This window comes from Flavobacterium sp. GNP002, assembly GCF_054343795.1.
This window is the reverse complement of sequence record NZ_JBTGUW010000001.1, coordinates 1,286,510-1,311,356: the sequence shown is the minus strand read 5'-3', so window position 1 is coordinate 1,311,356 and position 24,847 is coordinate 1,286,510. Positions and strand designations below refer to the sequence as shown.

At 35.7% G+C, this 24,847-nt stretch carries 22 protein-coding genes; 12 read left to right on the top strand and 10 right to left on the bottom strand.

What is annotated here, in order from left to right; all coding sequences use genetic code 11:
- Nucleotides 1-60 precede the first annotated feature (60 nt).
- Nucleotides 61-510: a PA2169 family four-helix-bundle protein gene (locus tag ACXX80_RS05855; protein WP_458552391.1), complete on the top strand. Its 450-nt coding sequence runs from the start codon at nucleotides 61-63 to the stop codon at nucleotides 508-510.
- A gap of 256 nt (nucleotides 511-766) precedes the next feature.
- Here the strand turns inward: ACXX80_RS05855 and proC are convergent, their stop codons facing one another.
- The 8 genes from proC to ACXX80_RS05815 form a co-directional block, all read right to left on the bottom strand.
- Nucleotides 767-1,543: a pyrroline-5-carboxylate reductase gene (proC, locus tag ACXX80_RS05850; RefSeq protein WP_458552390.1), complete on the bottom strand. Its 777-nt coding sequence runs from the start codon at nucleotides 1,541-1,543 to the stop codon at nucleotides 767-769.
- A gap of 149 nt (nucleotides 1,544-1,692) precedes the next feature.
- Entirely contained in the window at nucleotides 1,693-3,045 is a 1,353-nt protein-coding gene (mgtE, locus tag ACXX80_RS05845; RefSeq protein ID WP_458552389.1) for a magnesium transporter, read from the bottom strand.
- Nucleotides 3,035-3,814, bottom strand: coding sequence for a 16S rRNA (adenine(1518)-N(6)/adenine(1519)-N(6))-dimethyltransferase RsmA (gene rsmA, locus ACXX80_RS05840; protein ID WP_458552388.1), 780 nt, complete (start codon nucleotides 3,812-3,814; stop codon nucleotides 3,035-3,037). The genes mgtE and rsmA overlap by 11 nt, the downstream gene beginning before the upstream one ends.
- 163 nt (nucleotides 3,815-3,977) lie before the next feature.
- Complete coding sequence (locus ACXX80_RS05835; protein WP_417951006.1) at nucleotides 3,978-4,289, bottom strand: DUF4286 family protein; 312 nt, start codon at nucleotides 4,287-4,289, stop codon at nucleotides 3,978-3,980.
- A gap of 71 nt (nucleotides 4,290-4,360) precedes the next feature.
- On the bottom strand, nucleotides 4,361-6,166 hold the full coding sequence (locus tag ACXX80_RS05830; RefSeq protein ID WP_458552387.1) for a tetratricopeptide repeat protein: 1,806 nt from the start codon (nucleotides 6,164-6,166) through the stop codon (nucleotides 4,361-4,363).
- Between the two features lie 121 nt (nucleotides 6,167-6,287).
- On the bottom strand, nucleotides 6,288-7,559 hold the full coding sequence (serS, locus tag ACXX80_RS05825; protein WP_458552386.1) for a serine--tRNA ligase: 1,272 nt from the start codon (nucleotides 7,557-7,559) through the stop codon (nucleotides 6,288-6,290).
- A gap of 225 nt (nucleotides 7,560-7,784) precedes the next feature.
- Entirely contained in the window at nucleotides 7,785-8,324 is a 540-nt protein-coding gene (locus ACXX80_RS05820; protein WP_458552385.1) for a DMP19 family protein, read from the bottom strand.
- Between the two features lie 68 nt (nucleotides 8,325-8,392).
- Complete coding sequence (locus ACXX80_RS05815) at nucleotides 8,393-8,563, bottom strand: hypothetical protein (RefSeq protein WP_458552384.1); 171 nt, start codon at nucleotides 8,561-8,563, stop codon at nucleotides 8,393-8,395.
- 278 nt (nucleotides 8,564-8,841) lie between these two features.
- Between ACXX80_RS05815 and metG the strand changes: the two genes are divergently transcribed.
- The 6 genes from metG to ACXX80_RS05785 all read left to right on the top strand — a co-directional run bounded on the left by metG (nucleotide 8,842) and on the right by ACXX80_RS05785 (nucleotide 15,819).
- On the top strand, nucleotides 8,842-10,902 hold the full coding sequence (gene metG, locus ACXX80_RS05810) for a methionine--tRNA ligase (protein ID WP_458552383.1): 2,061 nt from the start codon (nucleotides 8,842-8,844) through the stop codon (nucleotides 10,900-10,902).
- 12 nt (nucleotides 10,903-10,914) lie between these two features.
- Complete coding sequence (locus tag ACXX80_RS05805; RefSeq protein ID WP_458552382.1) at nucleotides 10,915-11,811, top strand: DMT family transporter; 897 nt, start codon at nucleotides 10,915-10,917, stop codon at nucleotides 11,809-11,811.
- Nucleotides 11,812-11,848: 37 nt separating this feature from the next.
- A complete protein-coding gene (locus ACXX80_RS05800) occupies nucleotides 11,849-12,535 on the top strand; it encodes an HAD family hydrolase (protein WP_458552381.1) in 687 nt (228 codons plus the stop codon).
- Nucleotides 12,536-12,770: 235 nt separating this feature from the next.
- The gene (locus tag ACXX80_RS05795) at nucleotides 12,771-14,033 is read left to right on the top strand and encodes an OmpA family protein (RefSeq protein WP_458552380.1); all 1,263 of its coding nucleotides are present in this window, start codon (nucleotides 12,771-12,773) and stop codon (nucleotides 14,031-14,033) included.
- Between the two features lie 175 nt (nucleotides 14,034-14,208).
- The gene (locus tag ACXX80_RS05790) at nucleotides 14,209-14,838 is read left to right on the top strand and encodes a CatA-like O-acetyltransferase (protein WP_458552379.1); all 630 of its coding nucleotides are present in this window, start codon (nucleotides 14,209-14,211) and stop codon (nucleotides 14,836-14,838) included.
- An 81-nt stretch (nucleotides 14,839-14,919) separates the two neighbouring features.
- Nucleotides 14,920-15,819 (top strand): histone deacetylase family protein, encoded by a 900-nt coding sequence (locus ACXX80_RS05785; RefSeq protein ID WP_458552378.1) that lies wholly within the window; start codon nucleotides 14,920-14,922, stop codon nucleotides 15,817-15,819.
- 112 nt (nucleotides 15,820-15,931) lie between these two features.
- Here the strand turns inward: ACXX80_RS05785 and ACXX80_RS05780 are convergent, their stop codons facing one another.
- Nucleotides 15,932-16,255: a single-stranded DNA-binding protein gene (locus tag ACXX80_RS05780; RefSeq protein WP_458552377.1), complete on the bottom strand. Its 324-nt coding sequence runs from the start codon at nucleotides 16,253-16,255 to the stop codon at nucleotides 15,932-15,934.
- A 180-nt stretch (nucleotides 16,256-16,435) separates the two neighbouring features.
- Between ACXX80_RS05780 and ACXX80_RS05775 the strand changes: the two genes are divergently transcribed.
- From ACXX80_RS05775 to ACXX80_RS05755, 5 genes are all read left to right on the top strand, one after another.
- Nucleotides 16,436-17,965, top strand: coding sequence for a GNAT family N-acetyltransferase (locus ACXX80_RS05775; RefSeq protein WP_458552376.1), 1,530 nt, complete (start codon nucleotides 16,436-16,438; stop codon nucleotides 17,963-17,965).
- Nucleotides 17,962-18,309: a hypothetical protein gene (locus ACXX80_RS05770; RefSeq protein ID WP_417962198.1), complete on the top strand. Its 348-nt coding sequence runs from the start codon at nucleotides 17,962-17,964 to the stop codon at nucleotides 18,307-18,309. The genes ACXX80_RS05775 and ACXX80_RS05770 overlap by 4 nt, the downstream gene beginning before the upstream one ends.
- A gap of 101 nt (nucleotides 18,310-18,410) precedes the next feature.
- Nucleotides 18,411-20,732, top strand: a complete 2,322-nt coding sequence (locus ACXX80_RS05765) for a M28 family peptidase (RefSeq protein ID WP_458554080.1) — start codon at nucleotides 18,411-18,413, stop codon at nucleotides 20,730-20,732.
- Nucleotides 20,733-20,745: 13 nt separating this feature from the next.
- Complete coding sequence (locus tag ACXX80_RS05760; RefSeq protein ID WP_458552375.1) at nucleotides 20,746-21,549, top strand: SDR family oxidoreductase; 804 nt, start codon at nucleotides 20,746-20,748, stop codon at nucleotides 21,547-21,549.
- 1 nt (nucleotide 21,550) lies between these two features.
- The gene (locus ACXX80_RS05755) at nucleotides 21,551-22,492 is read left to right on the top strand and encodes a DMT family transporter (protein WP_458552374.1); all 942 of its coding nucleotides are present in this window, start codon (nucleotides 21,551-21,553) and stop codon (nucleotides 22,490-22,492) included.
- Nucleotides 22,493-22,545: 53 nt separating this feature from the next.
- Here ACXX80_RS05755 and ACXX80_RS05750 read toward each other — a convergent pair whose 3' ends face one another.
- On the bottom strand, nucleotides 22,546-24,609 hold the full coding sequence (locus ACXX80_RS05750; RefSeq protein ID WP_458552373.1) for a M13 family metallopeptidase: 2,064 nt from the start codon (nucleotides 24,607-24,609) through the stop codon (nucleotides 22,546-22,548).
- Nucleotides 24,610-24,847: the final 238 nt, after the last annotated feature.

Genomic DNA, 24,847 nt, shown 5'->3' with positions numbered 1-24,847 from the left:
TGTGAAGTATGCTGATATTTGTGTAAGTGAAAATTAATTCGCTCAATAAATACAAAAAAGATGAACACTGAAAAATCAATTGACATATTAAATTCGTTAATCCAGATCAATAACGATAGAATCCAAGGGTACGAAACTGCTTCAAAAGAGGCTGATGAAACAGACTTGAAAACATTGTTTTCTCATTTTACTGAAACAAGTTTAAAATGCAAATCAGATCTAGTTGCGGAAGTAAAAAGATTAGGTGGAACACCAACTGAAGGAACAACTACATCAGGTAAATTATTTAGAGTATGGATGGACATTAAATCTGCCATGACAGGTAGCGACAGAAAAGCGATAATCAATTCATGTGAATATGGAGAAGAGGCTGCACTTGAAACCTACGATGATTCATTAACTCATGCTGAAGATTTATCCTCGGAACAACTGATGATGATTAACGAACAACGTGCTGCTATAAAAGCAAATCACCAAAAAATAAAAGATCTAAGCAATCTTATGGCTTAAATTTTTGTTTGTTGTAACGGGCATTAGTCAAAATTCATTTTACTACCCAGTTGGTTATATTTATTTCAAGTAAAAAAATTGCTTAACGATTAACCAAGATACTAAATATCAGAATCTTGGTTAATCGTTAAGCAATTTCTATTTGGAGTTTTATAGATAATTGTTTTTTGACCTTTAGAATTGCCTCTTCACAACAACAAACCTTTACAAAGTATTGACCCAATAATTTGCGGAGCAGGGCTCGCGCTACTTACGTTTATCCCTTAATTTGTTTCAAAGATGTTTTGATTCCACGTATTAATGACGAACTGAATCCGTGCATTTCCATTTCGTTCAATCCCGCAATCGTGCAGCCTTGTGGCGTGGTCACACGGTCAATTAATTGTTCCGGGTGTACTTTTTCTTCCAGCAGCATTTCGGCGGCACCTTTTACAGTTTGTGCCGAGATGGCTAAGGCAGTCTGCCAATCAAATCCTATTTCAATTCCAGCTTGCATTGAGGCGCGAATGTATCGCAATGCAAAAGCAGTTCCGCTAGCTGCCAAAACGGTTGCTGCATCCATTAATTTTTCGTCAATAATAGGAGCGGTTCCTAAACTCTGAAAAAGGGAAACTACGTCTTGTGCTTTCTCTTTGTCTTTTTCATGGAACGCAATACAAGTGGCTGATGCGCCAAATTGTGCCGCAATATTGGGCATGATTCGGATGGCACTATTAGCTGTACCTATTTTGTTCTGTAAATTTTCTATGGATAATCCGCTCACTGCCGAGGCGATGATTTTATTGGAAATTACAGGAAGGATTTCGGCTAAAACGGTATCTACTTGGTACGGTTTTATAGTCAAAATAATAACATCGGCTTCCTGAATCTGATGGATGTTATTTGTAGAAACTGTAGCGCCTAATTTTTCAAGATAAAGAATGCTTGATGTATTTCTTCTGGTTACGGTAACCTGATTTTCTGGTGAAAATTTTGATAATCCTAATGCGATAGAAACACCTAAGTTTCCGCCGCCAATGATGTGTACTTTCATGCTGGTTGTGGTTTTTCCTCTCCCTAACCCTCTCCAAAGTATAGTGAGCAGTTAGGAAAAAGTGTTGGTTGTGTAGTTATAGTTGTATTAGTTTGTTGTTGAATTCCCTCTCAATATTCTATTATCTTTCTTCTTTGTTCTATTCTCTCTTAAAATCCCAGAATCATTTTTGCTATCGAAAAATAAATCAGAATTCCGCAAATATCATTGCTTGTAGTGATAAACGGCCCAGTAGCCAAAGCGGGATCAATACCGAATTTATCCAGCAATAACGGAATAAAAGTCCCTATTAATGATGCAATTATAATTACTGAAATTAACGCTGTGGTTACAATCACGCCAATGATAATCTCGACATTCAACAGAAAATGACTTCCTAAAAACAATATCGTCGCTAAAATCAGTCCGTTTAATAAACTTAGTGACACTTCTTTGACCAATCTATTAAACAAGGATCCGCTCAATGTATTGTTAGCCAAACCCTGTACTATAATTGCTGATGATTGTACCCCAACATTTCCTGCCATTGCGGCAATAAGCGGCGTGAAAAAGAATAAGTTTCCGTGCAGAAGCATTGCTCCTTCAAATAATCCGAGCACTTTTACGGAGATAAAACCACCCAAAAGAGCCAAAACTAGCCAAGGTAATCGTGCTTTTGTATGTTCAAATATACTGTCATCCGCTTCTACGTCCTGCGAGATACCTGCTGCCAACTGGTAATCCTCATCGGCTTCATCCTTGATTACATCCACAATGTCATCAATAGTGATTCGACCTACTAATCGACCCATTTCATCTACGACAGGGATAGCTTCTAAATCGTATTTTTGCATGATTCGAGCCACCTCAACATCTTCAGTATCTACTTTTACGGAGTTCAATTTCCGAATGTAAACATCACTTACTGGTGTTCTGGAAGAAGTGGTCAATAAATCCTTGAGTGACAAACGTCCTTTCAGTCGGTCTTCATCATCCACAACATAAATCGAATGGACTCTAGAAATATTTTCGGCCTGAATGCGCATTTCTTTCACACAGGTCAGGACATTCCAATTTTCATTGACTTTAACCAATTCCTTGTGCATGATTCCACCTGCGGTATCTTCGTCATAACGCAATAAGTCAACAATATCTTTGGCGTGCTCAACATCCTGAAGTTCTGATATTACTTCGGCTTTCAAATCTTTCGAAAGCTCCGCAATAATATCGGCGGCGTCATTAGTTTCCAGCTCGTCTAATTCTTCCGCGATCTCTTTTGGCGAAAGCCTGCTTAATATATTTTCCCGCAAATCGTCTTCCAGTTCCAGAAGGATTTCGGCGGTTTTCTCACTGTCTAAAACTTTAAAAATATAGGTTGCCTCATTAAAATCAAGCTCATCAAGAATTTCAGCAATATCAGCATGGTGCATATCATTCAATAACACTTCCAGTTGCTGGTCGTTTTTACTTTGAATGAGCTGCTCTAATTCTTGTATTAATTCTTTGCTGATTTTAAACTCCATCGGCTTCTATTTTTTGGGTGAGTGCTATAAACTGTTCTACATCTAATTGTTCTGGTCGAAGATTGAAAATTTCATCTTCTCTTAAACTATCCGACAAATTTAAGGTTTTCAAACTATTTCGTAACGTTTTGCGTCGTTGTTGAAAAGCTGTTTTAACTACCGTAAAAAACAATTTTTCGCCGCAAGGCAAACTGTAATCTTTCTTCCTACGCAAACGTAAAACACCTGATTTTACCTTGGGTGGCGGAATAAATACATTTTCATCTACCGTGAATAAATATTCGGCATCATAAAAAGCCTGAACCAAAACCGACAGAATTCCATACGCTTTTGTTCCCTTTTTTTCACAAATACGTTGCGCTACTTCTTTCTGGAACATCCCTGCAAATTCCGGAATCTGATCGCGGTATTCTAAAGTTCTAAACACAATTTGAGTTGAAATATTATACGGGAAATTCCCAATAATCGCGAATTGTTTCCCTTCAAAAACATCGTTGACATTGTATTTCAAAAAATCTTTGGAAATGATTCTGTCTTTTAATTTTGGATAATTCTGGTCCAAATACGTCACTGATTCCGTATCGATTTCAATAACATACGTGTTCACCGGTTTATCCAACATATATTTTGTCAAAACTCCCATTCCCGGACCTATCTCTAGTACATCATCATATCCTTCTAAGTTCAACGTGTCAGCAATGTCTTTTGCAATGCTTTCATCTTTCAGAAAGTGTTGTCCGAGATGTTTTTTGGCTGTTACTTTTTCCATGTTTTCATTGCGAGGCACGAAGCAATCTCGCTGTATTTTAGGTTTATTTTGGCACTAGGCACAAAGTGTATTTTATTTCAAATTGGAGGTCGCAGATTGCTACTTCAAGATTGTGGTTCAAAACGACAATCTGAATATGATTGCTTCGTTCCTTACGATGACTCTAAAAATCTGCAATCAATTCTAATTCTGTTCTAAAAGCAAGCATTTTATCTCCAAACAACTTCGCTCCTTCTTCTCGAAAAGCCGGCGCATCTTCCTGGTAATATTTTTCCAAAGTTTCTTTACTGTCAGTCGTATATTGAACCGAATAGGTTACTCCGCCCATTTCCTCTTCAATTAAAACCCTTACCATTCTTGCCGAAGAGAATTTTCCTGTTGCCAAAATTTCAGGAATGTGTTTGTATTGCATCCAGATCATCCATTGATCGTGAACGCTTTCGTGTATGTTTGTGGTAACGTTGTATAGTATCATTTTTTTTTAGATTGTAGACTTTTAGATTATTAGACTTTTTCAAAAAATCCAAGGATCTAAATAATCTGTTTTTATAAATTAGTATCTCCTCGCAATTGCCTGAATTTCTTCCGGGCTTCCACAAAATATATACTGTCCTGATGATTGAACAATACCTTTTCATATAAAGGCTTCGCTTTTTCAGGCAACAACTGCTTGTTATAAATTTCTGCCGAAAAATACAACGCTTCATCTATATAAATTCCGTCGCTGTGCTGGTCAATAATGGTTTGGTATTGGCTTAATGCCAAAGCAAAATCGCCTTTCTTTTCGTATATTTTCCCTAATCGCAACAAAGTCACAGCCTCTATTTGCTTCGCCTGTTCGAGCACAGCTCTCGAGTCCTGTCCTTTGTGGTTTTTCAAAATCAATTGAAACTGCGCAATAGCTTCCTGATTTCTGTTTTGATACAACAGATAATCTCCTTTTGCAAACTGTTTCAAAGCTGTTTGTGTTGAATCAGCTGCAGTGTTGTCGTTTATTAACAGGAAATATTCCAAAGCATCATTTGCAATCAACTGCGTATTGGCTGATTTCAATTCCTTAAATTGTTTCAATGCCCATGCAAAATCAGTTTTGAAATAACTCGTTTTTGCAGCTTTTAAACTGGCTTCATGCGCCATTACGTCATTCTTCAAATCCAATTCTATCTGGGAATAATAGATCAAAGCCTGATTGAATTTTTCTTCGAAAAGCAGAATATCTGCCAGTTCCATTTTGGCATTGGCCACCTGATAATCATTCAATTGCAATTCCAGCGCTCTCTTGACTATTGCCTTTCCTTCTTCTGGTTTTTTCAAATTAAATGCCGTGAAATGCGCCTGAATCAGCTGCAAAGATAAGGTAAAAGGACTTATTTCAAATTGTTTCAACAAACCGTCTAATTCTGCACTGATAGCTGCAAAGTCATTTTCGGATGCTTTTTCAATTTTCATGGTTATCAAATACGAATTCGCTTGGATAATCAATTCTAAATCTTGTGTGTTTTCCAATACAAATCCCAAAATTTCTTTAGCCGCTTCCTGATTCCCTTCTTCAATGGCAAGTTGTCCTAAATTCACAATATTAGCAAGTGATTCCGGATTGCGTTTGTAAATGGCTTTCTCTTGTATAAATGCTTTTTCGAATTCTTTTTGTTGTACATAAAACCAACTCAAATAATGATTCCAAAAGAGATCTTGATTTTTTTGAGTTCTAACAATTAATGCTTTGCGCAACAGTTCATTGAAATTCGCATCACCTTCGTCAACCATAAAACGAACCAGTTGATTTTGGATTCTAATGGAGTTTTGAGGATTGGCAAATGCTTCATCCAGAAAAGTGGAAATCATCATTTCCATATTAGATAATTGACCGTAAAGCAATCCTATTTGATAATTAAAATTGAAATTCGGTTCTAATTCTGTAGCGGTTTTATAGGATTTCAGTGCGTATTCGAGCAACACTTTTTTCTCAAAAGCGTTTGATATTCCGTAGACTTCATTTGGATTTTTTTTGATTCGTTCCAAAGCCTGTTCGTAGTACATCTTGGCTTTGTCATCATTTTTTTGCAACTGATAATTATAACCCAATTCTACCAGAAGATTCCCTTGATTGTACTTGTTGAATCGTTCTTGAATGGCTTTTTCGGCACTTTCAAACTGTTGCAATTGCTGAGAACAATCTATTATTCTTAAGAAATATTGGGAGTTTAACGGAATCTCTTTCAGCAATTCTTCATAGCTAATTTTTGCTTTTTCAAAATCGCCTTTGTCATAATAATACTGCGCTAATTGTTCGTTTTGCGAAAAACAAACCAATGAAAAAAACAGGGCGATATGTAGAAAGAGTTTTTTCATTATTAATTGCAGTTTGCCTTGTCAAATATCTATTTTTTTAAACATATAAGTCATATTAAGACTTGCATCGCTTTCAATTTTAAACTTTGCAAAAAATTATATGACTTATATGTTAAAATTTTTAGTTTATAATATCAAATCCGCAATACGGACGTAAAACCTCAGGAATTACAATTCCTTCCGGAGTTTGGTAATTTTCTAAAATTCCGGCTAAAACTCTTGGCAAAGCCAATGCACTTCCGTTTAGAGTGTGTGCCAATTGATTTTTTCCGTCTTTGTCTTTAAAACGCAATTTCAAACGATTCGCTTGAAAAGTCTCAAAATTAGAAACCGAACTGATTTCTAACCAACGATCTTGCGCCGTAGAAAACACTTCGAAATCATACGTCAAAGCCGATGTGAAACCCATATCACCACCACAAAGTCGCAATATTCGGTAAGGTAATTTCAATTCCTGTAATATATTTTTAACGTGTTCGACCATTCCGTCCAAAGCTTCATACGATTTATCTGGATGTTCTACACGAACGATTTCCACCTTGTCAAACTGATGCAAACGGTTCAATCCACGAACGTGCGCCCCATAAGAACCTGCTTCACGACGGAAACATGGCGTGTAAGCTGTAGTTAAAACTGGTAATTCATTTTCGTTAAGGATTACATCACGGAACAAATTCGTCACCGGAACCTCAGCAGTTGGAATTAAGTATAAATCATCTGTTTTATCATGATACATTTGCCCTTCTTTGTCTGGCAATTGTCCCGTTCCATAAGCAGATGCTTCGTTCACCATGTGCGGAACCTGAACTTCATTGTACCCTGCAGCTGTATTTTTATCCAAGAAATAATTGATTAAGGCACGTTGTAACTTCGCACCTTTTCCTTTATAAACCGGAAATCCTGCACCTGTGATTTTTACTCCTAATTCGAAATCAATGATGTCATATTTTTTTACCAATTCCCAATGCGGTTGTGCTCCTTCATGCAAAACTGGAATCTCACCTTCTTCAAAAACATTTAGGTTTTCCTCTGGTGTTTTTCCAACAGGAACGATATCAGCCGGAAGATTGGGTAACGTATATAATTTTTCTAAAAGTTCTGCGGCAAGTGCATCAGCGGCTTCCGCTAGAGCTTTGCTTTTCTCTTTGTTTAAAACAGTTTTTTCTTTAAGAATTGCAGCTTTAGATTTCTCACCCGCTTTCATCAATTCGCCAATATCTTTGGATAATTTATTAGATTCGGATAAAATATTGTCTAGCTCCACTTGCGTAGCGCGACGTTTTTCATCCAGTTGTACCACTTCTTCAACAACACTTGTAGCATCGATGTTTCTCTTTGCTAAAGCCTTGATTACTTTTTCTTGATTCTCTCTAATAAATGCGATTTGTAACATAGCTTGATTTTTTTAACGCTAAATTTTATAATAATGGTAGCAAATTTAAGGAAATGTTTGATAGAAACGGGGGAAAAAATTAGTCGAAAGTCGAAAGTCACAAAGTCCAAGATTAATGTATGATTCAAATGCACTAATGTTTAATATACATTGACAACAGAACTTCAAAAAAACAAATAAAAATAGGACTTTAAAAACTTTATGACATTGGACTTTTGACTTACTTTAGTTTCTTTTAATCTCATGCCCCACAAATTCCTCTAAGGTTGCAAACATGTCGTCTACAGAAAGGACTTCAAAATCGGGGTGTGTTTTTAAGAAATTAGCGTTCAACTTAATTAGATTTTCTTCAATTTCGAAAAAAGTGTTGTTGTTAAGCAAATCTCTGATAGGATTTACACCTTCCAGTTTTCCTTTCAGGAATTTATTTAGCTTTACGCTGCTCATTAATTTTACTTTTTTGGATTGTTGTTGAAACAATTCCAAATGCTTTTCGGCACCAATTAATGCCAAGCCTTCTTCGATCAATTCATTCAGTTCTTTATCCCAACCCGAATTATATACAAATTGAGCAAAATTTCCTTCGGTATATTGTGAGGTATAATAATCTAAATAATAACTCATTATGGCATCTTCATGAATCAAATCATCGTTTACGCCTTCTTCGCGCATTAAGTTGATTACCGAAATATTAGAGTGAATTACATCTTGAAGGTTCTCACTATTAAAGGCTGTTTCTGAAATAATTATTCTACCGAATTCCATTTGTTTTGTATTTGAATATGTATTGCAAATTTCGGGTAAATTATTACAGAAATGAAATACAATGCAATTTATATGCTATCAGATTCTTCACTATTCTTTTTCTGATTCATTTTTGTAACTAAAGCTTTCAAACGTGCTGCTTTTTCTTTTTTTTCTTCTTGAAGTTTAGTCTTTTTCCGATTTAGCAATTTGGTATGCAACGCCTTATTTTTAGTGTTTTTTTCGGGTCCTTTTGCCATGGTTTTGAAGATTCGTTAATTACGGTTACAAATATAATTAATCATTTTACATTATCTCAAAAAACGTCTTCCACCAACAAATCCCCTAGCCCAGATAAAAGTGGAAATCCTTATTGTTTTTTCTTTAAAAACAATAAGATTGCAATCTCGTCTTTAAAACGAGACGGGAAATAGCTCCAAATAAAACAAAAAATGCAATTTATTTACGCCAGTACTGACAAGTCGCGACTTGTCACTACCATAAAAAATCTTATTTTTGCACTCAATAAAATTGAATCATGATACAGAATCCAAAAAGATATACGATTACAGCGGCATTGCCGTATACGAACGGACCGATTCACATTGGCCATTTGGCGGGTGTTTACGTGCCTTCGGACATATATTCCAGATATTTAAGATTGCAGGGAAGAGACGTTTTGTTTGTTTGCGGAAGTGACGAACACGGCGTGGCGATTTCGATGAAAGCCAAAAAAGAAGGCATTACGCCACAGGAAGTAATCGATAAATATGATGGAATTATCCGTAAATCGTTCTCTGATTTTGGAATTTCGTTTGATAATTACTCCAGAACTTCGGCTAAAATACATCATGATACGGCTTCGGAATTTTTCAGAAAACTGTATGAACAAGGCGATTTTATTGAAGAAGTGACCGAGCAATTGTATGATGCAAAAGCAGATCAATTCTTAGCAGATCGTTTTGTGGTGGGAACTTGCCCAAAATGCGGCAACGAAGAAGCTTACGGTGATCAATGTGAAAAATGTGGTTCTACACTGAATGCTACGGATTTGATTAATCCAAAATCGACAATCACCGGAGAAACTCCAATCATGAAATCAACAAAACACTGGTTTTTGCCTTTGGACCGTTATGAAGATTTCTTGAAAGAATGGATTCTCGTTGGACATAAAAATGACTGGAAACCGAATGTTTACGGGCAAGTAAAATCGTGGATTGACGGTGGCTTAGAGCCTCGCGCGGTAACTCGTGACTTGGATTGGGGAATTGATGTTCCCGTTGAAGGTGCCGAAGGGAAAAAATTATACGTGTGGTTTGATGCGCCAATTGGCTATATTTCTTCTACAAAAGAATGGGCGTTGCGCGAAGGGAAAGATTGGGAACCGTACTGGAAAGACCAAGATACAAAACTGGTTCACTTTATTGGGAAAGACAATATTGTTTTTCATTGCATCATTTTTCCGGCGATGTTGAAAGCCGAAGGAAGCTATATTTTGCCGGACAATGTTCCTGCAAATGAGTTCTTGAACTTAGAAGGAAATAAATTATCTACGTCTAAAAACTGGGCGGTTTGGTTGCACGAATACTTGGAAGAATTCCCAAATCAGCAAGATGTTTTGCGTTACGCTTTGACATCGAATGCGCCTGAAACTAAGGATAACGATTTTACTTGGAAAGATTTTCAGGCGAGAAACAACAATGAATTGGTAGCGATTTACGGGAATTTCATTAATCGTGTCGTGGTTTTAACCAATAAATATTACAACGGAATTGTACCTCAACCAAATGAGCTTTCTGAGGTAGATGAAACAACTTTAACCGAATTAAAAGCATATCCAGCAGTAATTTCAAGTTCTGTGGAACGTTACAGATTCCGCGAAGCGTTGAGTGAATTGATGAATGTAGCTCGTTTAGGAAATAAATATTTGGCTGACGAAGAGCCTTGGAAAGTCATCAAAGACAATCCAGAACGCGTACAAACACAAATGTATGTGGCGTTGCAAATTGCGGCTGCGTTGAGTTCACTTTGCGAACCTTTCTTACCGTTTACAGCTAAAAAATTATCAAGAATTCTAAAAATAGAAAGTCCGTTGAACTGGAATACTATTGCTCAAAATTCTGATTTGATTCCGGCTGGACACCAAATTGGCGAAGCGGAATTATTGTTTGCCAAAATTGAAGACGAGGAAATCCAAAAACAAATAGACAAATTGGAAGCAACTAAAACGGCTAATACCGCCGAAAATAAAAAAGCTGAGCCACAGAAAGAAGCCATTCAATTTGAGGATTTTGCCAAAATGGATATTCGTGTAGGAACAATATTGGAAGCCGAAAAAATGCCAAAAGCCAACAAACTTTTGATTTTGAAAGTGGATACCGGAATTGATGTTCGCACCATCGTATCAGGAATTGCTGAGAGCTTTAAACCGGAAGATATTATCGGAAAAAGAGTTACTGTTTTGGTTAATTTAGCACCAAGAAATCTTCGTGGCGTCGAAAGTCAAGGAATGATTTTAATGACTACTAATGCTGAAGGAAAACTGGTTTTTGTAAACCCAGATACCGATGGTGTTGCCAATGGAGAGACAATTAATTAAGGAAATTATAAAATGAAAATAAAAAAGCCGCAATTAGCTTTAATTGTTGGGATACTCTGCATTTCGATTTTTCCTATATTAATAAAACTTCGGCTAACTCCCGGACTAATTTCGGCTTTTTATAGAATGGCAATTGCAGTAACCTTGCTATTGCCTTATGTTATCCTCACAAAAAAATTCAAGCTTCCAACTTTCAAAGTATTAATTCCTGCTATAATTTGCGGAATTTTATTTGCCTCAGATGTTGCCGTTTGGAATATTGCTATCCAAGAATCCAGCGCTACTCAGGCTTCACTGCTTACTAATTTATCGCCGCTTTGGGTGGGCATTGGTTCGTTTTTATTTTTAAAAACAAAACCCGCAACTAATTTCTGGATTGGAACTCTAATCTCATTATTCGGAATGATTATGCTGGTTGGTTTTCAGTTTTTTATTGAACTGAATTTTGACACCGCTTTCCTGTTAGCCGTATTATCCGGTATTTTATACGCTATTTACTTATTGATCAGCAAAAAAGTACTTTCTAAAGTAGACGTGCTTTCATTTATGACCATCAGCCTAATCTCTTCAAGTATATATTTAGGAATTCTCTGTTTAATGTTAGAAGAACCGTTTTCCGGATTTTCTGATGCTGGTTGGTTGGTATTGTTGATCCAGGCAGTAGTTTGCCAACTTTTAGCATGGTTATCGCTCAGTTATGCCACACAACACATGCGCGCCACAAGAGTATCTCTGAGCTTGCTAGCCCAAGCCGTTTTGACTGCTATTTTAGCTTGGCTATTTTTAGATGAAATAATCACACTGCAAATGATTATCGGAGGAATTATTTTACTTTTGGGTATCCGAATTACCTTTTATTCGAAAACAATTTCAATGAAGAAAGTCTTTTCCAAAACAGTTAAAAGTTAAAAGAAAAACCTCAATTATTATCAAAAATAAAATAAAAATGGAACTTAAAGTAATTGCTTTCGACGCCGATGATACCTTATGGATCAACGAAACGTATTTTGATGAAACCGAGAAGAAATTCTGTGGTTTAATGGAAGATTATTTATCACATCAAGGAATTTCTAAGGAGTTATTCAAAGTCGAAATCGATAATTTAAAATTATACGGCTACGGAATAAAAGGCTACATTCTTTCTATGATTGAAGCGGCGATGACTATTTCGAATAACACACTTCCTATAGAAATCATCGAAAAAATCATTCAATACGGAAAAGAATTGCTGGAGAAACCCATTGTTTTATTGGAAGGTGTCGAAGAAACTTTAGAAGCTTTACACGGAAAATACAAATTAGTGGTTGCCACTAAAGGCGATTTATTAGACCAGCGACGTAAATTACACAATTCAGGTTTGGGTCATTATTTTCACCATATCGAAGTGATGTCTGACAAACAAGAGATTGATTATTCTGATTTGATTAAACGACTGGAGATACAACCTGAAGAATTTTTTATGATTGGAAATTCTTTAAAATCGGATGTTTTACCAGTTTTGGCCATTGGTGGACACGCTGTTCATATTCCGTTTCACACGACTTGGGCACACGAAAAAATTGATCACAAAGTAGAACATGAAAACTTCAGTGCTTTCGAAAAAATAGCAGAAGTTCTAAAAAAACTGGAATGAGAAAACTTGTTTTAAACTTCTTTAATAATTAATAAAAGTGTTTTCAGCTAAAAAACACTCGGACTTAAAGTTAATATCTTTGTGTAATCTATAAAAAAAATACAAAATATTGCTAAAAATGCAGTTGCTGACTTAGTTTATAGAATTAAAACTAATTCTTACATAATTAACTGTTTAAAATTTCATATTTAACAATATGTCGTATTTTTGCATAGAATTTTTAAAAAATAAAATTATGAAAAAAATCATACTTACGTTAGTTTTTGCTTCTGCAATGACAACTTTGAGTGCTCAAACAGAAAATGTAGAAAGCGCAAGTACTGGAACTGAATTTAACAAATGGTCTGTTGAATTAGCTGGTGGTGTAAACAAACCACAAAGACCTATGAGTATAGGCCAATTTACTTCAACACCTAGTCCTTATGTTGTTGATCTTGGAGTTAGATACATGTTTAACAACAAATTTGGTTTGAAAGCTGATTTTGGATACAACAGTTTTCAAGGACAAAAAAATTCAATTGATTTTGACACTAAATACTACAGAGTAGACTTACAAGGTGTTGCTAACTTGGGAAGAATCATGAATTTCGAAACTTGGACTAATACACTTGGTTTATTAGGTCATGCTGGTTTTGGTTTAGCACAATTAGAAGATCAAAATTCTGCATTGAAAGATAGAATGGGTAACTTTATGGCTGGTGTAACAGGTCAAATAAAATTATCTAACAGAATTGCTTTGACAGGAGATTTCACAACTATTCTTAATGCATCTCAAAATGCTGCTTTTGATGCTGCTAGTGCATCAGGAACTAGAGGTTTTGGTGGAATTCTTTTTAATGGTACAGTAGGTTTAACTGTTTACTTAGGTAAAAACGAGAAACATGCTGACTGGGTTATTGACAATGAAGGAAAATTTGACGCAATTGACGCTAGATTTGTGGCTATCGAAAATAAAATGCTAGATTCTGATAAAGATGGTGTAGCTGATTATTTAGATGAAGAAGCTAATACACCTGCAGGTGCAATGGTTGATACTAAAGGAAAATCAGTTGACAAGAACAACAACAATGTTGCTGACGAAACTGAAGCATATATCTTGAAAAATTATGCAGCAAATACTGGTGACGGATCTATTATTTACAATAATGATTTAATCAAAAGTTTAATCAACGGTGGTTATGTTGCTGTTTATTTTGACTACAACAAATCAACTCCTACAAATGTTTCTACAGAAGGTACAGATTTCATCTTAACATATTTGAGAAACAATCCTTCTGCTTCAGTTGACATTATTGGTCACGCTGACGAATTAGGAAGATCTGAATATAATGATAAGTTATCTGCTGCAAGAGCAAATAATGTAAAAAACACTTTAGTAAAAGCTAATATCGATGCATCAAGATTGAATGTAGTTGCTGCTGGTGAAGACAATTCAGTTGATAAAAATTCTGACGCTGCAAGAAAATTAGTTAGAAGAGTTACTTTCATAGTAAAATAATTCTTTCTCAATATTCTCTAAAACCCTAAAGGAAATTTCTTTTAGGGTTTTTTTATGCCTTTATGTTTCCATTTGAAAAAAGTCATCTTATTTCTTTAAAATAAAAATTCCAAAAAACGGATTTATGATTTAAAAGATTAGCAGTACTTTTGAAAAACAAATAAAATTACTCATTTTGAAAACACTTTTAGATATAGAGAACTGGCCTAGAAAAGAACATTTCCATTTCTTTAGACAATTTGAAGAACCATTCTTTGGTGCCACTGTCGAAATCGATTGTACGAAAGCGTATGCAACTGCAAAATCACTAAACACTTCCTTCTTTATCTATTATTTACACAAAACGTTAGTTGCTGTCAATGGTACCGAATCATTCCGCTACAGGATTACGGATGATCAAATATATGTTTGTGACCAAATTAATGCTTCTGCGACTATTGGTCGTGAAGACGGTAGTTTCGGATTTTCCTTAATCGAATACGATATAGACTTTGAAATTTTCACTAAAAGTGCATTGGCAGAGATTGAAAGAATACAAAATACGACTGGTCTTTTTACCCGAACATTTTCAGATGATAATGTAATCCATTTTTCGGCGGTTCCGTGGTTAGATTTCACTTCATTATCGCATGCTAGAAGCTATGCTTTTCCGGATAGTTGCCCAAAAATTTCTTTTGGAAAAATGAAAATTAATGAAAACGGAAAAAGAACCATGCCAATGTCAATTCATGTGCATCATGGACTAGTTGATGGCTTACCTCTAGGTAAATTTGTCGATACTTTTCAAGAAATAATGAATCAATAAAACACTAGACTATTTAAGAATTACATTTCGCTTTACTTATCTTCTACTTCTGTTGAAGAACCACTAGCTCAAAAAATATTTATGTTTCCAATAGCATTTCATCCTATTTATCAGCATCCGTTGCCTGAGGGACATCGTTTTCCTATGCTGAAATATGAATTGCTCCCCCAACAATTAGTTCATGAAGGAACTGCCTATGTAGCTGATTTTTTCGAACCTGAAATGTGTGATTTAGCTCCCGTTTTGGCTATTCATACCACTACCTATTTGAATGATTTACTTCAACTCACATTAGATACAAAAGCAGCACGCAAAATTGGTTTTCCCCTTTCAAAAGAATTGGTAGCACGAGAATTGATAATTGCGCAAGGAACCATTGTAGGCGCACAAAAATCATTCGATACCAAGGTGTCGTTTAATATCGCTGGCGGCACACATCATGCCTTTACGGATCACGGAGAAGCTTTTTGCTTGTTGAATGATCAAGCCATTGCTGCTCAATTTTTATTGAATCATAAACTGGCTAAAAAAATAGTAATTATCGATTTAGATGTGCATCAAGGAAATGGAACAGCTGAAATCTTTCAAAATAATCCAAATGTGTTCACTTTTTCTACGCATGGCAAAACCAATTATCCGTTCAAAAAAGAAACTTCTGATCTAGACATCGCCTTTGATGATGGAACAACTGATGATGCGTTTCTAAAAACTATTGGCAATATAATTCCAAAATTAATTGAAACACAAAAACCTGATTTTATCTTTTATTTAGCAGGAGTTGATATTTTAGCTTCAGACAAGTTAGGAAAATTAAGTTGCTCGCTGGAAGGTTGTAAAAAAAGAGATGAATTGGTTTTTGAGCTTTGTGCAAAACATCAAATTCCCATACAAGTTTCTATGGGTGGTGGCTACTCACCTGACATCAAAACAATTATCGAGGCGCATGCCAATACGTATAGAGTTGCAAAAAGTATTTTCTAAATTATTTTAATACTTGGATACTTGCCTCAAATTCATAACAGTTTTTTGCGTTGGAGTAAAAAAAATGGCACGAAATCTTAATGAAGAATTTCGTGCCATTTTAATCTCATTCTTATTTACTTAAAAGCAATACTTCATTAGCGATAATCTCAGTTACATAGCGCTTTTCGCCATTTTTATCATCATAACTTCTATGGGTCAATTTTCCTTCGACAGCAATTTCTTTTCCTTTCACAACATATTTTTCAATAATATCAGCTGTTTTTCCCCAAGCCGTAACACGATGCCATTCGGTTTGCTCCACTTTATCACCGTTCTCTTTGTAATAGACATCATTTGTGGCGATGCTCACGGTGGCTAATTTTTTTCCTCCGTCTAATGTTTTTACTTCTGGATCTTGACCTACTCTTCCGATTAATTGTACTCTGTTTTTCATGGCGTATAAAATTTAAATGTTAGTATATATTTTGTTGAATCGTTCTTTCAAATCAACATTGCAAAGATGCGGTGGCTTCCAAAAAGTATTCGGTTACTAACTATTTACTTTCGGTTGTAACTATTTGTAAACGTTTGTAAATGGAAAAATTTAGCTATATTTGATGAAAATCAAATTCTTATGCAAGCCAAAATAAACAAAGTAGAGTTACGAAATCTGAAATTTGATGACTACAAAGAGTTAAAAAACTCCATGGTAGAATCGTATCCGGAAATGGTTGGCTCTTACTGGAGAGAACATCATATCGAAAAATTATTAAGCATTTTCCCTGAAGGCCAATTGGTAATTTTAGTTGATGGAAAAGTAGTAGGTTCTGCATTATCCTTAATTGTTGACGAAAGTTTAGTTGATAAAAACCATAATTATTCTGATATAACCGGAAAATACACTTTCTCTACTCACAACCCAAAAGGAGATGTTTTATATGGAATAGATGTTTTTATTCATCCAAATTATAGAGGATTACGCCTTGGCAGACGTTTATATGATGCCCGAAAAGAATTATGTGAACAATTGAATTTAAAAGCTATTGTTTTTGCCGGAAGAATTCCAAATTACGGACAACATGCAGAAACACTGACTCCAAAAGATTATATAGAAAAAGTAAAAAGAAAAGAGTTGCATGACTCTGTTCTTTCTTTTCAGTTGAGTAATGATTTCCACGTGATCCGAGTAATGAAAAACTACTTAGAAGGTGACTCTGATTCCAAAGAATTTGCCGTTTTACTGGAATGGAATAATATATATTACGACGAAAGTCCAAAATTAATAAACCTCGCAAAAAGCGTCATCCGTTTAGGACTCGTTCAATGGCAGATGCGTCAATTGAATAATCTAGAAGCTTTGTTCGAACAATGCGAATTTTTTGTAGATGTTGTTTCCGGTTACGGAAGTGATTTTGCTTTATTCCCGGAACTATTTACTGCGCCGTTGATGGCGGATTACAACCATTTATCTGAAGCCGAAGCCATACGGGAATTAGCTAAACATACGGAACCTATTCACAAACGTTTCCAGGAATTAGCCATTTCTTACAATATCAACATTATTACTGGAAGCATGCCCTATTTAGAAAATGGTCTGTTATACAATGTTGGTTTTCTTTGTAAAAGAGACGGAACTTCAGAAATGTATGCTAAAATTCACGTCACTCCAAACGAAGTGCAACATTGGGGAATGACCGGAGGATCCCAAATTAAGACTTTTGATACAGATTGCGGTAAAATAGGCATCGTAATTTGTTATGATGTAGAGTTTCCAGAACTTTCTCGATTAATGGCAGATGAAGGAATGAACATCTTATTTGTACCGTTCTTAACCGATACTCAAAATGCCTACACCAGAGTCAAACATTGCGCACAAGCAAGAGCGATCGAAAACGAGTGTTATGTTGCCATAGCAGGCTGCGTTGGAAATCTTCCAAAGGTGAACAACATGGACATCCAATATGCGCAATCTGCTGTATTTACACCTTCTGATTTTGCCTTTCCAAGTAACGGAATAAAAGCCGAAGCTACTCCGAATACGGAAATGACATTAATTGTCGATGTAGATTTAGATTTACTAAAAGAACTTCACGAGCATGGAAGTGTTCGAATTCTAAAAGACCGCAGAACTGACTTATACGACATCAAAAAAATCAACCCATGAAAACCTGCTTAGAATGTGGAGAGAAAATTGTAGGTCGCGAGGATAAAAAATTCTGTAGTGACGGTTGCCGTAATGCCTATAATAATAAAATAAACAAAGACAGCACTAATTTTATGCGCAACATCAACAATAAGTTGCGCAAAAATTACCGCATTCTATCTGAAATCAATGTAGAAGGAAAATCAAAAACCACTCGGGCAAAACTCCTGAGTAAAGGCTTTGATTTTGAATTTTTTACTAATATTTTACAAACGAAAACTGGAAATACTTACTATTTCCTGTATGACCAAGGCTACATGCTTTTGGACAATGATTTTTATATGTTAGTCAAAAAAGATATTTAATTACGCATCCCAAAATCTACCTACCTACCATGAAAAAAGATTATTCCTCCATTTTTGCCAGTTTATTTCTCCTAGGAATTCTAGGATTAATTTACTTTACCATGATGCCGCATTGGACTTCCGATGAAGAAGGTTCTCTTTCTGAATTTTCGACCAAAAGAGCTTTAACCCAAGTGGAAGCCATTTCCAAACAACCCCACTACGTAGGTTCCAAAGAACATGAAGTGGTTGCTAATTATCTCATAAAAGAACTTAACAAATTAGGACTGGAAACTTCCGTTCAGCAAGGATATACCTTGAGCGATTGGGGAAATCTTGTACAATCAAAAAACATTCTAGTTCGTATAAAAGGAACTTCAAGCTCTAAAGCTTTGTTGTTGCTTTCCCATTATGACAGCGCACCACATTCCTACTCTAAAGGGGCGAGTGACGCAGGTTCTGGTGTAGCAACAATACTGGAAAGTGTTCGTGCTTTTTTATATTCTAAAACACCTCACAAAAATGACATTATCATTCTGTTTTCAGATGCGGAGGAATTAGGATTAAATGGCGCAGCACTATTTGTAACCCAACATCATTGGGCAAAAGAAATAGGCTTAGTACTTAATTTTGAGGCGCGTGGTTCTTCAGGACCCAGTTATATGTTGATGGAAACCAACAAGGGAAATGCAGGATTAGTAAAAGAGTTTGCTGCCGCAAAAGCCACTTTTCCAGTTTCAAATTCCTTGATGTACAGCATTTATAAAATGTTACCTAACGATACTGATTTGACCGTTTTCAGAGAACAAGGAAACATTCAAGGATACAATTTTGCTTTTATTGATGACCATTTTAATTACCATACCGCACAGGACGACATCAATCATTTGAACAAAAACACGTTAGCGCATCAAGGCACGTACTTAATGCCTTTGTTGAATTATTTCTCAAATGCCGATTTAAGTACGACGCAGGCCAGCGAAGATTACGTCTATTTTACCATTCCATATACATTTATAAGTTATCCTTTTAGCTGGGTTTTACCAATGGTTGTAATCGCATTAGCGCTATTTATTTTTCTGCTTTTTTTAGGAAGAGCAAAGCGTATTTTATCATTCCGAGAAATTGGTAGAGGATTTATTCCGTTTTTAGGTTCCTTGATTGTTACCGGATTAATAACTTTTTTTGGATGGAAAGGATTATTAGCCGTTTACCCGCAATACAATGATTTGCTGAACGGATTTACCTATAACGGGCACGCTTATATTGCTGCATTTGTACTTTTGGCATTAGCGATAACTTTATTATTTTACAACCGTTTTTCTGCTAAGAAAGTGACCATGAATCATTTTGTAGCACCATTATTTATTTGGATTGTGATTAATGGAGCTTTGGCTTTTAGTTTACAAGGAGCCGGATTCTTAATTATTCCGATTTATTTTGGATTATTTTTATTTGCTGCATTTATCATTACCCAAAAATCCCGTAAAATACTAAGTCTTATTTTTAGCATTCCTGCTTTACTAATCATAGCGCCTTTCATCCAGATGTTTCCTATTGGTTTGGGATTAAAAGTACTATTTGGAAGTGCTATTCTTACCGTTTTGACCTTTGGATTATTACTTCCCGTTTTTGGGGCTTTCGCCAAAAAGGGAATCTGGTCTTTAGTGTTTTTTGTACTTGCCATTGGCTTTTTTGCGAAAGCACACTCTGAATCTGGTTACGAATACGGAAAAGCAAAATCAAACAGTTTGTTGTACATATACGATGCCGATACGAACAAAGCCAATTGGGCAACTTATGACACGAATCTTGATTCCTGGACCAAAAGCTATTTGGGTGAAAACCCAAAAGATGCAACCGCGTTGAATGGAACACCGTTATTCAGCAAATACAATTCAGGTTTTACGTATGCTGCCGAAGCTCCTAAAAAAGACATTCTGAAACCAAGTATAGCATTTCTGGAAGACAGAATCGTAGGCAATCAAAGGTATTTGAAAATAAAAATTTCCCCGAATAGAAACGTTAATCGCTATGATATTTTTGCCAATGAAAAAATGGCGATTCATAATTTCAAAGCTAATGGTGTGACCACATTAGGCCAAAAAAATTCGCTTTACCAACGCAAAGGAAAGAAAATATTGAGTTACTATGTCGTTGGAAACGCACCTTTGGAAATACAGTTCAGTGTAAATTCCTCAACGGTTTTAGATATGGAATTGATGGAAAGTTCTTTTGATTTAATGACTAATCCTTTATTCCAAATAACAAAAAGAGAAAACTGGATGATGCCAACACCTTTTGTTTTGAATGATGCTGTGGTAATCAAACAAAAAATAAAACCGACACCAGTTGTTCTTACAAATCCTCTAGACACCGCTATTACACATCCTGTAATAAAAGATAGTTTAACCGTTGTAAACGACAGTTTGAAAGTCAAATAATTTAAACATAAAAATGACAAAAATTAGTATTCTGGGTTGTGGTTGGCTGGGCTTGCCTTTAGCGAAAGCCTTAGTTTCAAAAGGATTTTCCGTGAAAGGTTCGACAACTTCTGATGAAAAATTAGCAACATTAAAAGACGCAGGAATCGCTCCTTTTTTAATTGCGCTTTCAGAAAATAAAACGACTGGAAATCTAACTGATTTTCTAGAGAATTCTGAAATTTTAATCATCGATGTTCCACCCAAACTTCGCGGTTCAGGGACAGAAAGTTTTGTTTCAAAGATAAGAAACGTGATTCCGTTTATAGAAAAATCATCAGTTGAAAACGTGCTTTTCATCAGTTCAACATCGGTTTATAATGATGATGATGCTTTTGTTACTGAAGAAACAATTGCAAAACCGGATACTGAAGGCGGCAAACAATTACTGGAGACCGAACAGCTTTTGCAAAGCAACATACATTTTAAAACTACCGTATTGCGTTTTGGTGGTTTAATTGGCGAGGACCGTCATCCAATAAAATTCTTGGCTGGTCGTGAGAATTTAGATAATCCTGATGCACCTATTAATTTAATTCATCAGGAAGATTGTGTGGGTGTAATTCTGAAAATCATAGAAAATGATGTGTGGAATGAAACTTTCAATGCGGTCACTCCATCTCATCCTACACGAGAACTGTATTATACTCAAAAAGCATTGGATTTAGATTTGGCTTTGCCAAAGTTTAATCATAAAAACCCATCTATAGGAAAAACAATTTTGAGTACTAAAATAGAAACCGTTTTAAATTATACTTTTACAAAATCAAATTTATAACGTGAGAACTAAAATTAAAAATGCTTTTTCGTCGAAAGTTAGCGCCATTGGATTACCTATTTTAGCATTGTGCTGGGTCAGTTTTTTTTGGGGAACTACTTGGATTGCTTCAAAAGAAGGTGTAAAACACATGCCGGCGTTACAACTTGCTGCCATTAGACAATTCATTGGCGGATTGCTGTATATTTCCTTTTTCTTGTTCAAAAAAACACCTTGGCCAAAAGGAAAACAATGGAAAACTATTATTATTTTAAGCATCCTTAATTTTGTTTTGAGTAATGGATTAAGCACTTGGGGCGTGAAATACATAAGTAGCGGACTGGGAGCAATCATTGGCGCTATTGTTCCTTTATGGATTGTAATCATTACTTTTTTTAGAGGCGAACGATTGGCGAGGCTTACGGTTATTGGTTTAATTATCAGTTTTGGCGGCGTTTGCGTTATCTTTTACGATCATTTGAGTGATTTTATGATTCCTGATTTTAGATTTGGGATTATACTGTCATTAATCGCAACTTTAACTTGGGCATTTGGCTCGTTGTACACTAAGAAAAAGGCAGCCAGTTTTAATCCCTATTTTAGTTTAGGACTACAAATGTTTATATCTAGTATTTTACTTTTTGCATACAATGGAGCAACAGGAACTTCCGTTAGTTTGAGTGCTATTCCGGCAATTTCGTGGTGGTCTATTGCCTATTTAGTCGTTTTTGGTTCTGTACTTACTTTCATTGCCTTTATCTATGCGCTTCAAAATCTTCCTGCTGAAATTAGCAGTGTTTACGCATATATCAACCCAATTATAGCCGTGATATTAGGTGCTGTAATTTTTGGTGAAGTCCTCAATGCAGCCATTGCCATTGGTGGTGGAGTTACATTATTTGGATTGTATATGGTGAATTATTCGTTGAGGAAATCACGTAAAAATAGTAGCGAAATCATATAAAAAAATCCCATTCGAATAAACGAATGGGATTTTTTATTAGTTTTAAAAACCGACTACCAGATTCTTACACGCTTTTCAGGTGCAATATACATTCCGTCAGTTGCTTTGATATCAAACGCTTTGTAAAACGTATCTATGTTTTGCAAAGGAACATAAGCACGGTACATTCCTGGAGAATGCGGGTCTGTTTTTACTTGATTTTTCAAGGCTTCGTCACGCATTTTTGAACGCCATATTGTTGACCAAGAAATAAAGAAACGTTGTTCTGGAGTATATCCGTCGATTAATCCTGGATTCCCATTTTCTTTTAAATACAATTGTAAACCATCATAAGCGGCATTTACTCCACCTAAATCTCCAATGTTTTCACCAAGAGTAAATTTACCATCTACAAAAGTTCCTGGAATTGGTTCCAAAGCGCTGTATTGAGCCGCAAGTGCTCCAGTTAAAGCAGAGAATTGTTTTAAATCTTCAGCCGTCCACCAGTCTACTAAGTTTCCATCAGCATTGTAACGAGATCCTGAATCATCAAAACCATGTGAGATTTCGTGACCAATAACACCACCAATTCCACCGTAATTTACCGCTTCATCCGCTTGATAATTATAAAAAGGCGGTTGTAAAATCGCTGCCGGGAATACAATTTCGTTATTTGAAGGATTGTAATAGGCATTTACCGTTTGTGGAGACATTCCCCATTTTTCTTTATCCACTGGTTTATTCAACTCAGCAATGTTTTCTTGAAAACGCCATTTGGCCATGCTCAAAGCATTTTCAAAGTAGCTTCCGCCTTCTTGTGGACTTTTAATCGTCAAGGCTGAATAGTCTTTCCATTTGTCAGGGTAACCAATTTTAATTCTTGATTTATGCAATTTAGCCAAGGCGCTTACCTTAGTTTCTGCAGACATCCAAGATAAATTATTGATTCTGTTTTCGAAAGCTAAAAAGATGTTTTTGATCATTTTCTCCGCTTTGGCTTTGGCTTCAGCCGGAAATTTTTTCTCAACATATAATTTTCCTAATGCTTCTCCAACTGCTCCATTGATCGTTTGAAGTGCTCTTTCATCACGTGGTCTTTGGCTTACTGCACCAGTCAACGTTTTTCCGTAAAACTCAAAGTTTGCGTTTTCAATTTCAGTTGACAATTGGCTAGAAGCTCTGTTCAACAAACTCCAACGCATGTAAGCTTTCCACTCGTCTACTTTGTTTTCTTTCAACACACTTTCAAGCGCCACCATGTATTTGGGTTGCGATACAATAACCGTATCTACTTTCGCCAAACCAATTTTTGTGAAATAATTATTCCAGTTGATTGACGGAGTTAATTTACTCAAATCATTCAAAGTCATCGGATTGTAAGACTTACGACGATCTCTGCGTTCTACTCTGTCCAATCTTGGTTTAGACATAGCAATTTCAAGAGCCAGGATTTTTTCTGCATTTATTTTAGCCACTGCTGGTTTATCCCCAAGGTATTGCAACATTTTAGCAACGTGTAAAACATATTTCGCACGTTTCTCTTTAGAATCGGCATCCTCAGAAACATAATAATCTCTATCTGGCAAACCTACGCCACCAGGGCCTAAGTTAATCACATTTCTACTGCTGTTCTTTGCATCAGTTCCTACGCCTGCACCCATAAATCCAATGCCACCGATAGGTTCCATTTCAATCATTAATGCTTCTAGGTCTTTAGCATTTTTAACCGCATCAATTTTTTTCAAATACGGTTTCAAAGGAGCTATACCCAACTTATTTCTTCCTACAGTATCAAGAATAGATTTGTATAAGTTAATCGCTTTTCCTTGATCTGTATTGGATTTGTAGCTTGGATTTGTTGTCGCTTCTTTTAGAATTTCCAAGGCATCCGCGTCAGTTCGTTGACGCAATTCGTCAAAACTACCCCAACGGGTTCTATCAGCTGGAATCTCCGTATTGTCCAACCAAGTTCCATTCACATAGCGAAAGAAATCATTACTAGGTTTCACGTTTTTATCCATGTAATTCACATTGATTCCCGGTTCCTTAGCTGCCGGAGTGGTTTGCGCTTGACTCACCGCAAAGCCCATAATTGCGGGAATCACAAAAAGCAATTGCTTATTGCTGGTTTTTTTCATTTTTTTTAGGTTTTTAGTTATCTTAACAAAGCTATTAATAAATAATTTGATTTTTAGTTAAAATCTATTATTTACGAATACATCTTTATTTGACTCCTAAATTTCTAAAAGGTTTAATTATAAAAGGCATTGATTTCATATCCTTATATTTCGAAGGAATCTATCTAAACTAAGTATTGTGTTAGGTCAAACGCATTAAAAATTGAACCACATAGAAACATAGAATTAAATTTTTGAT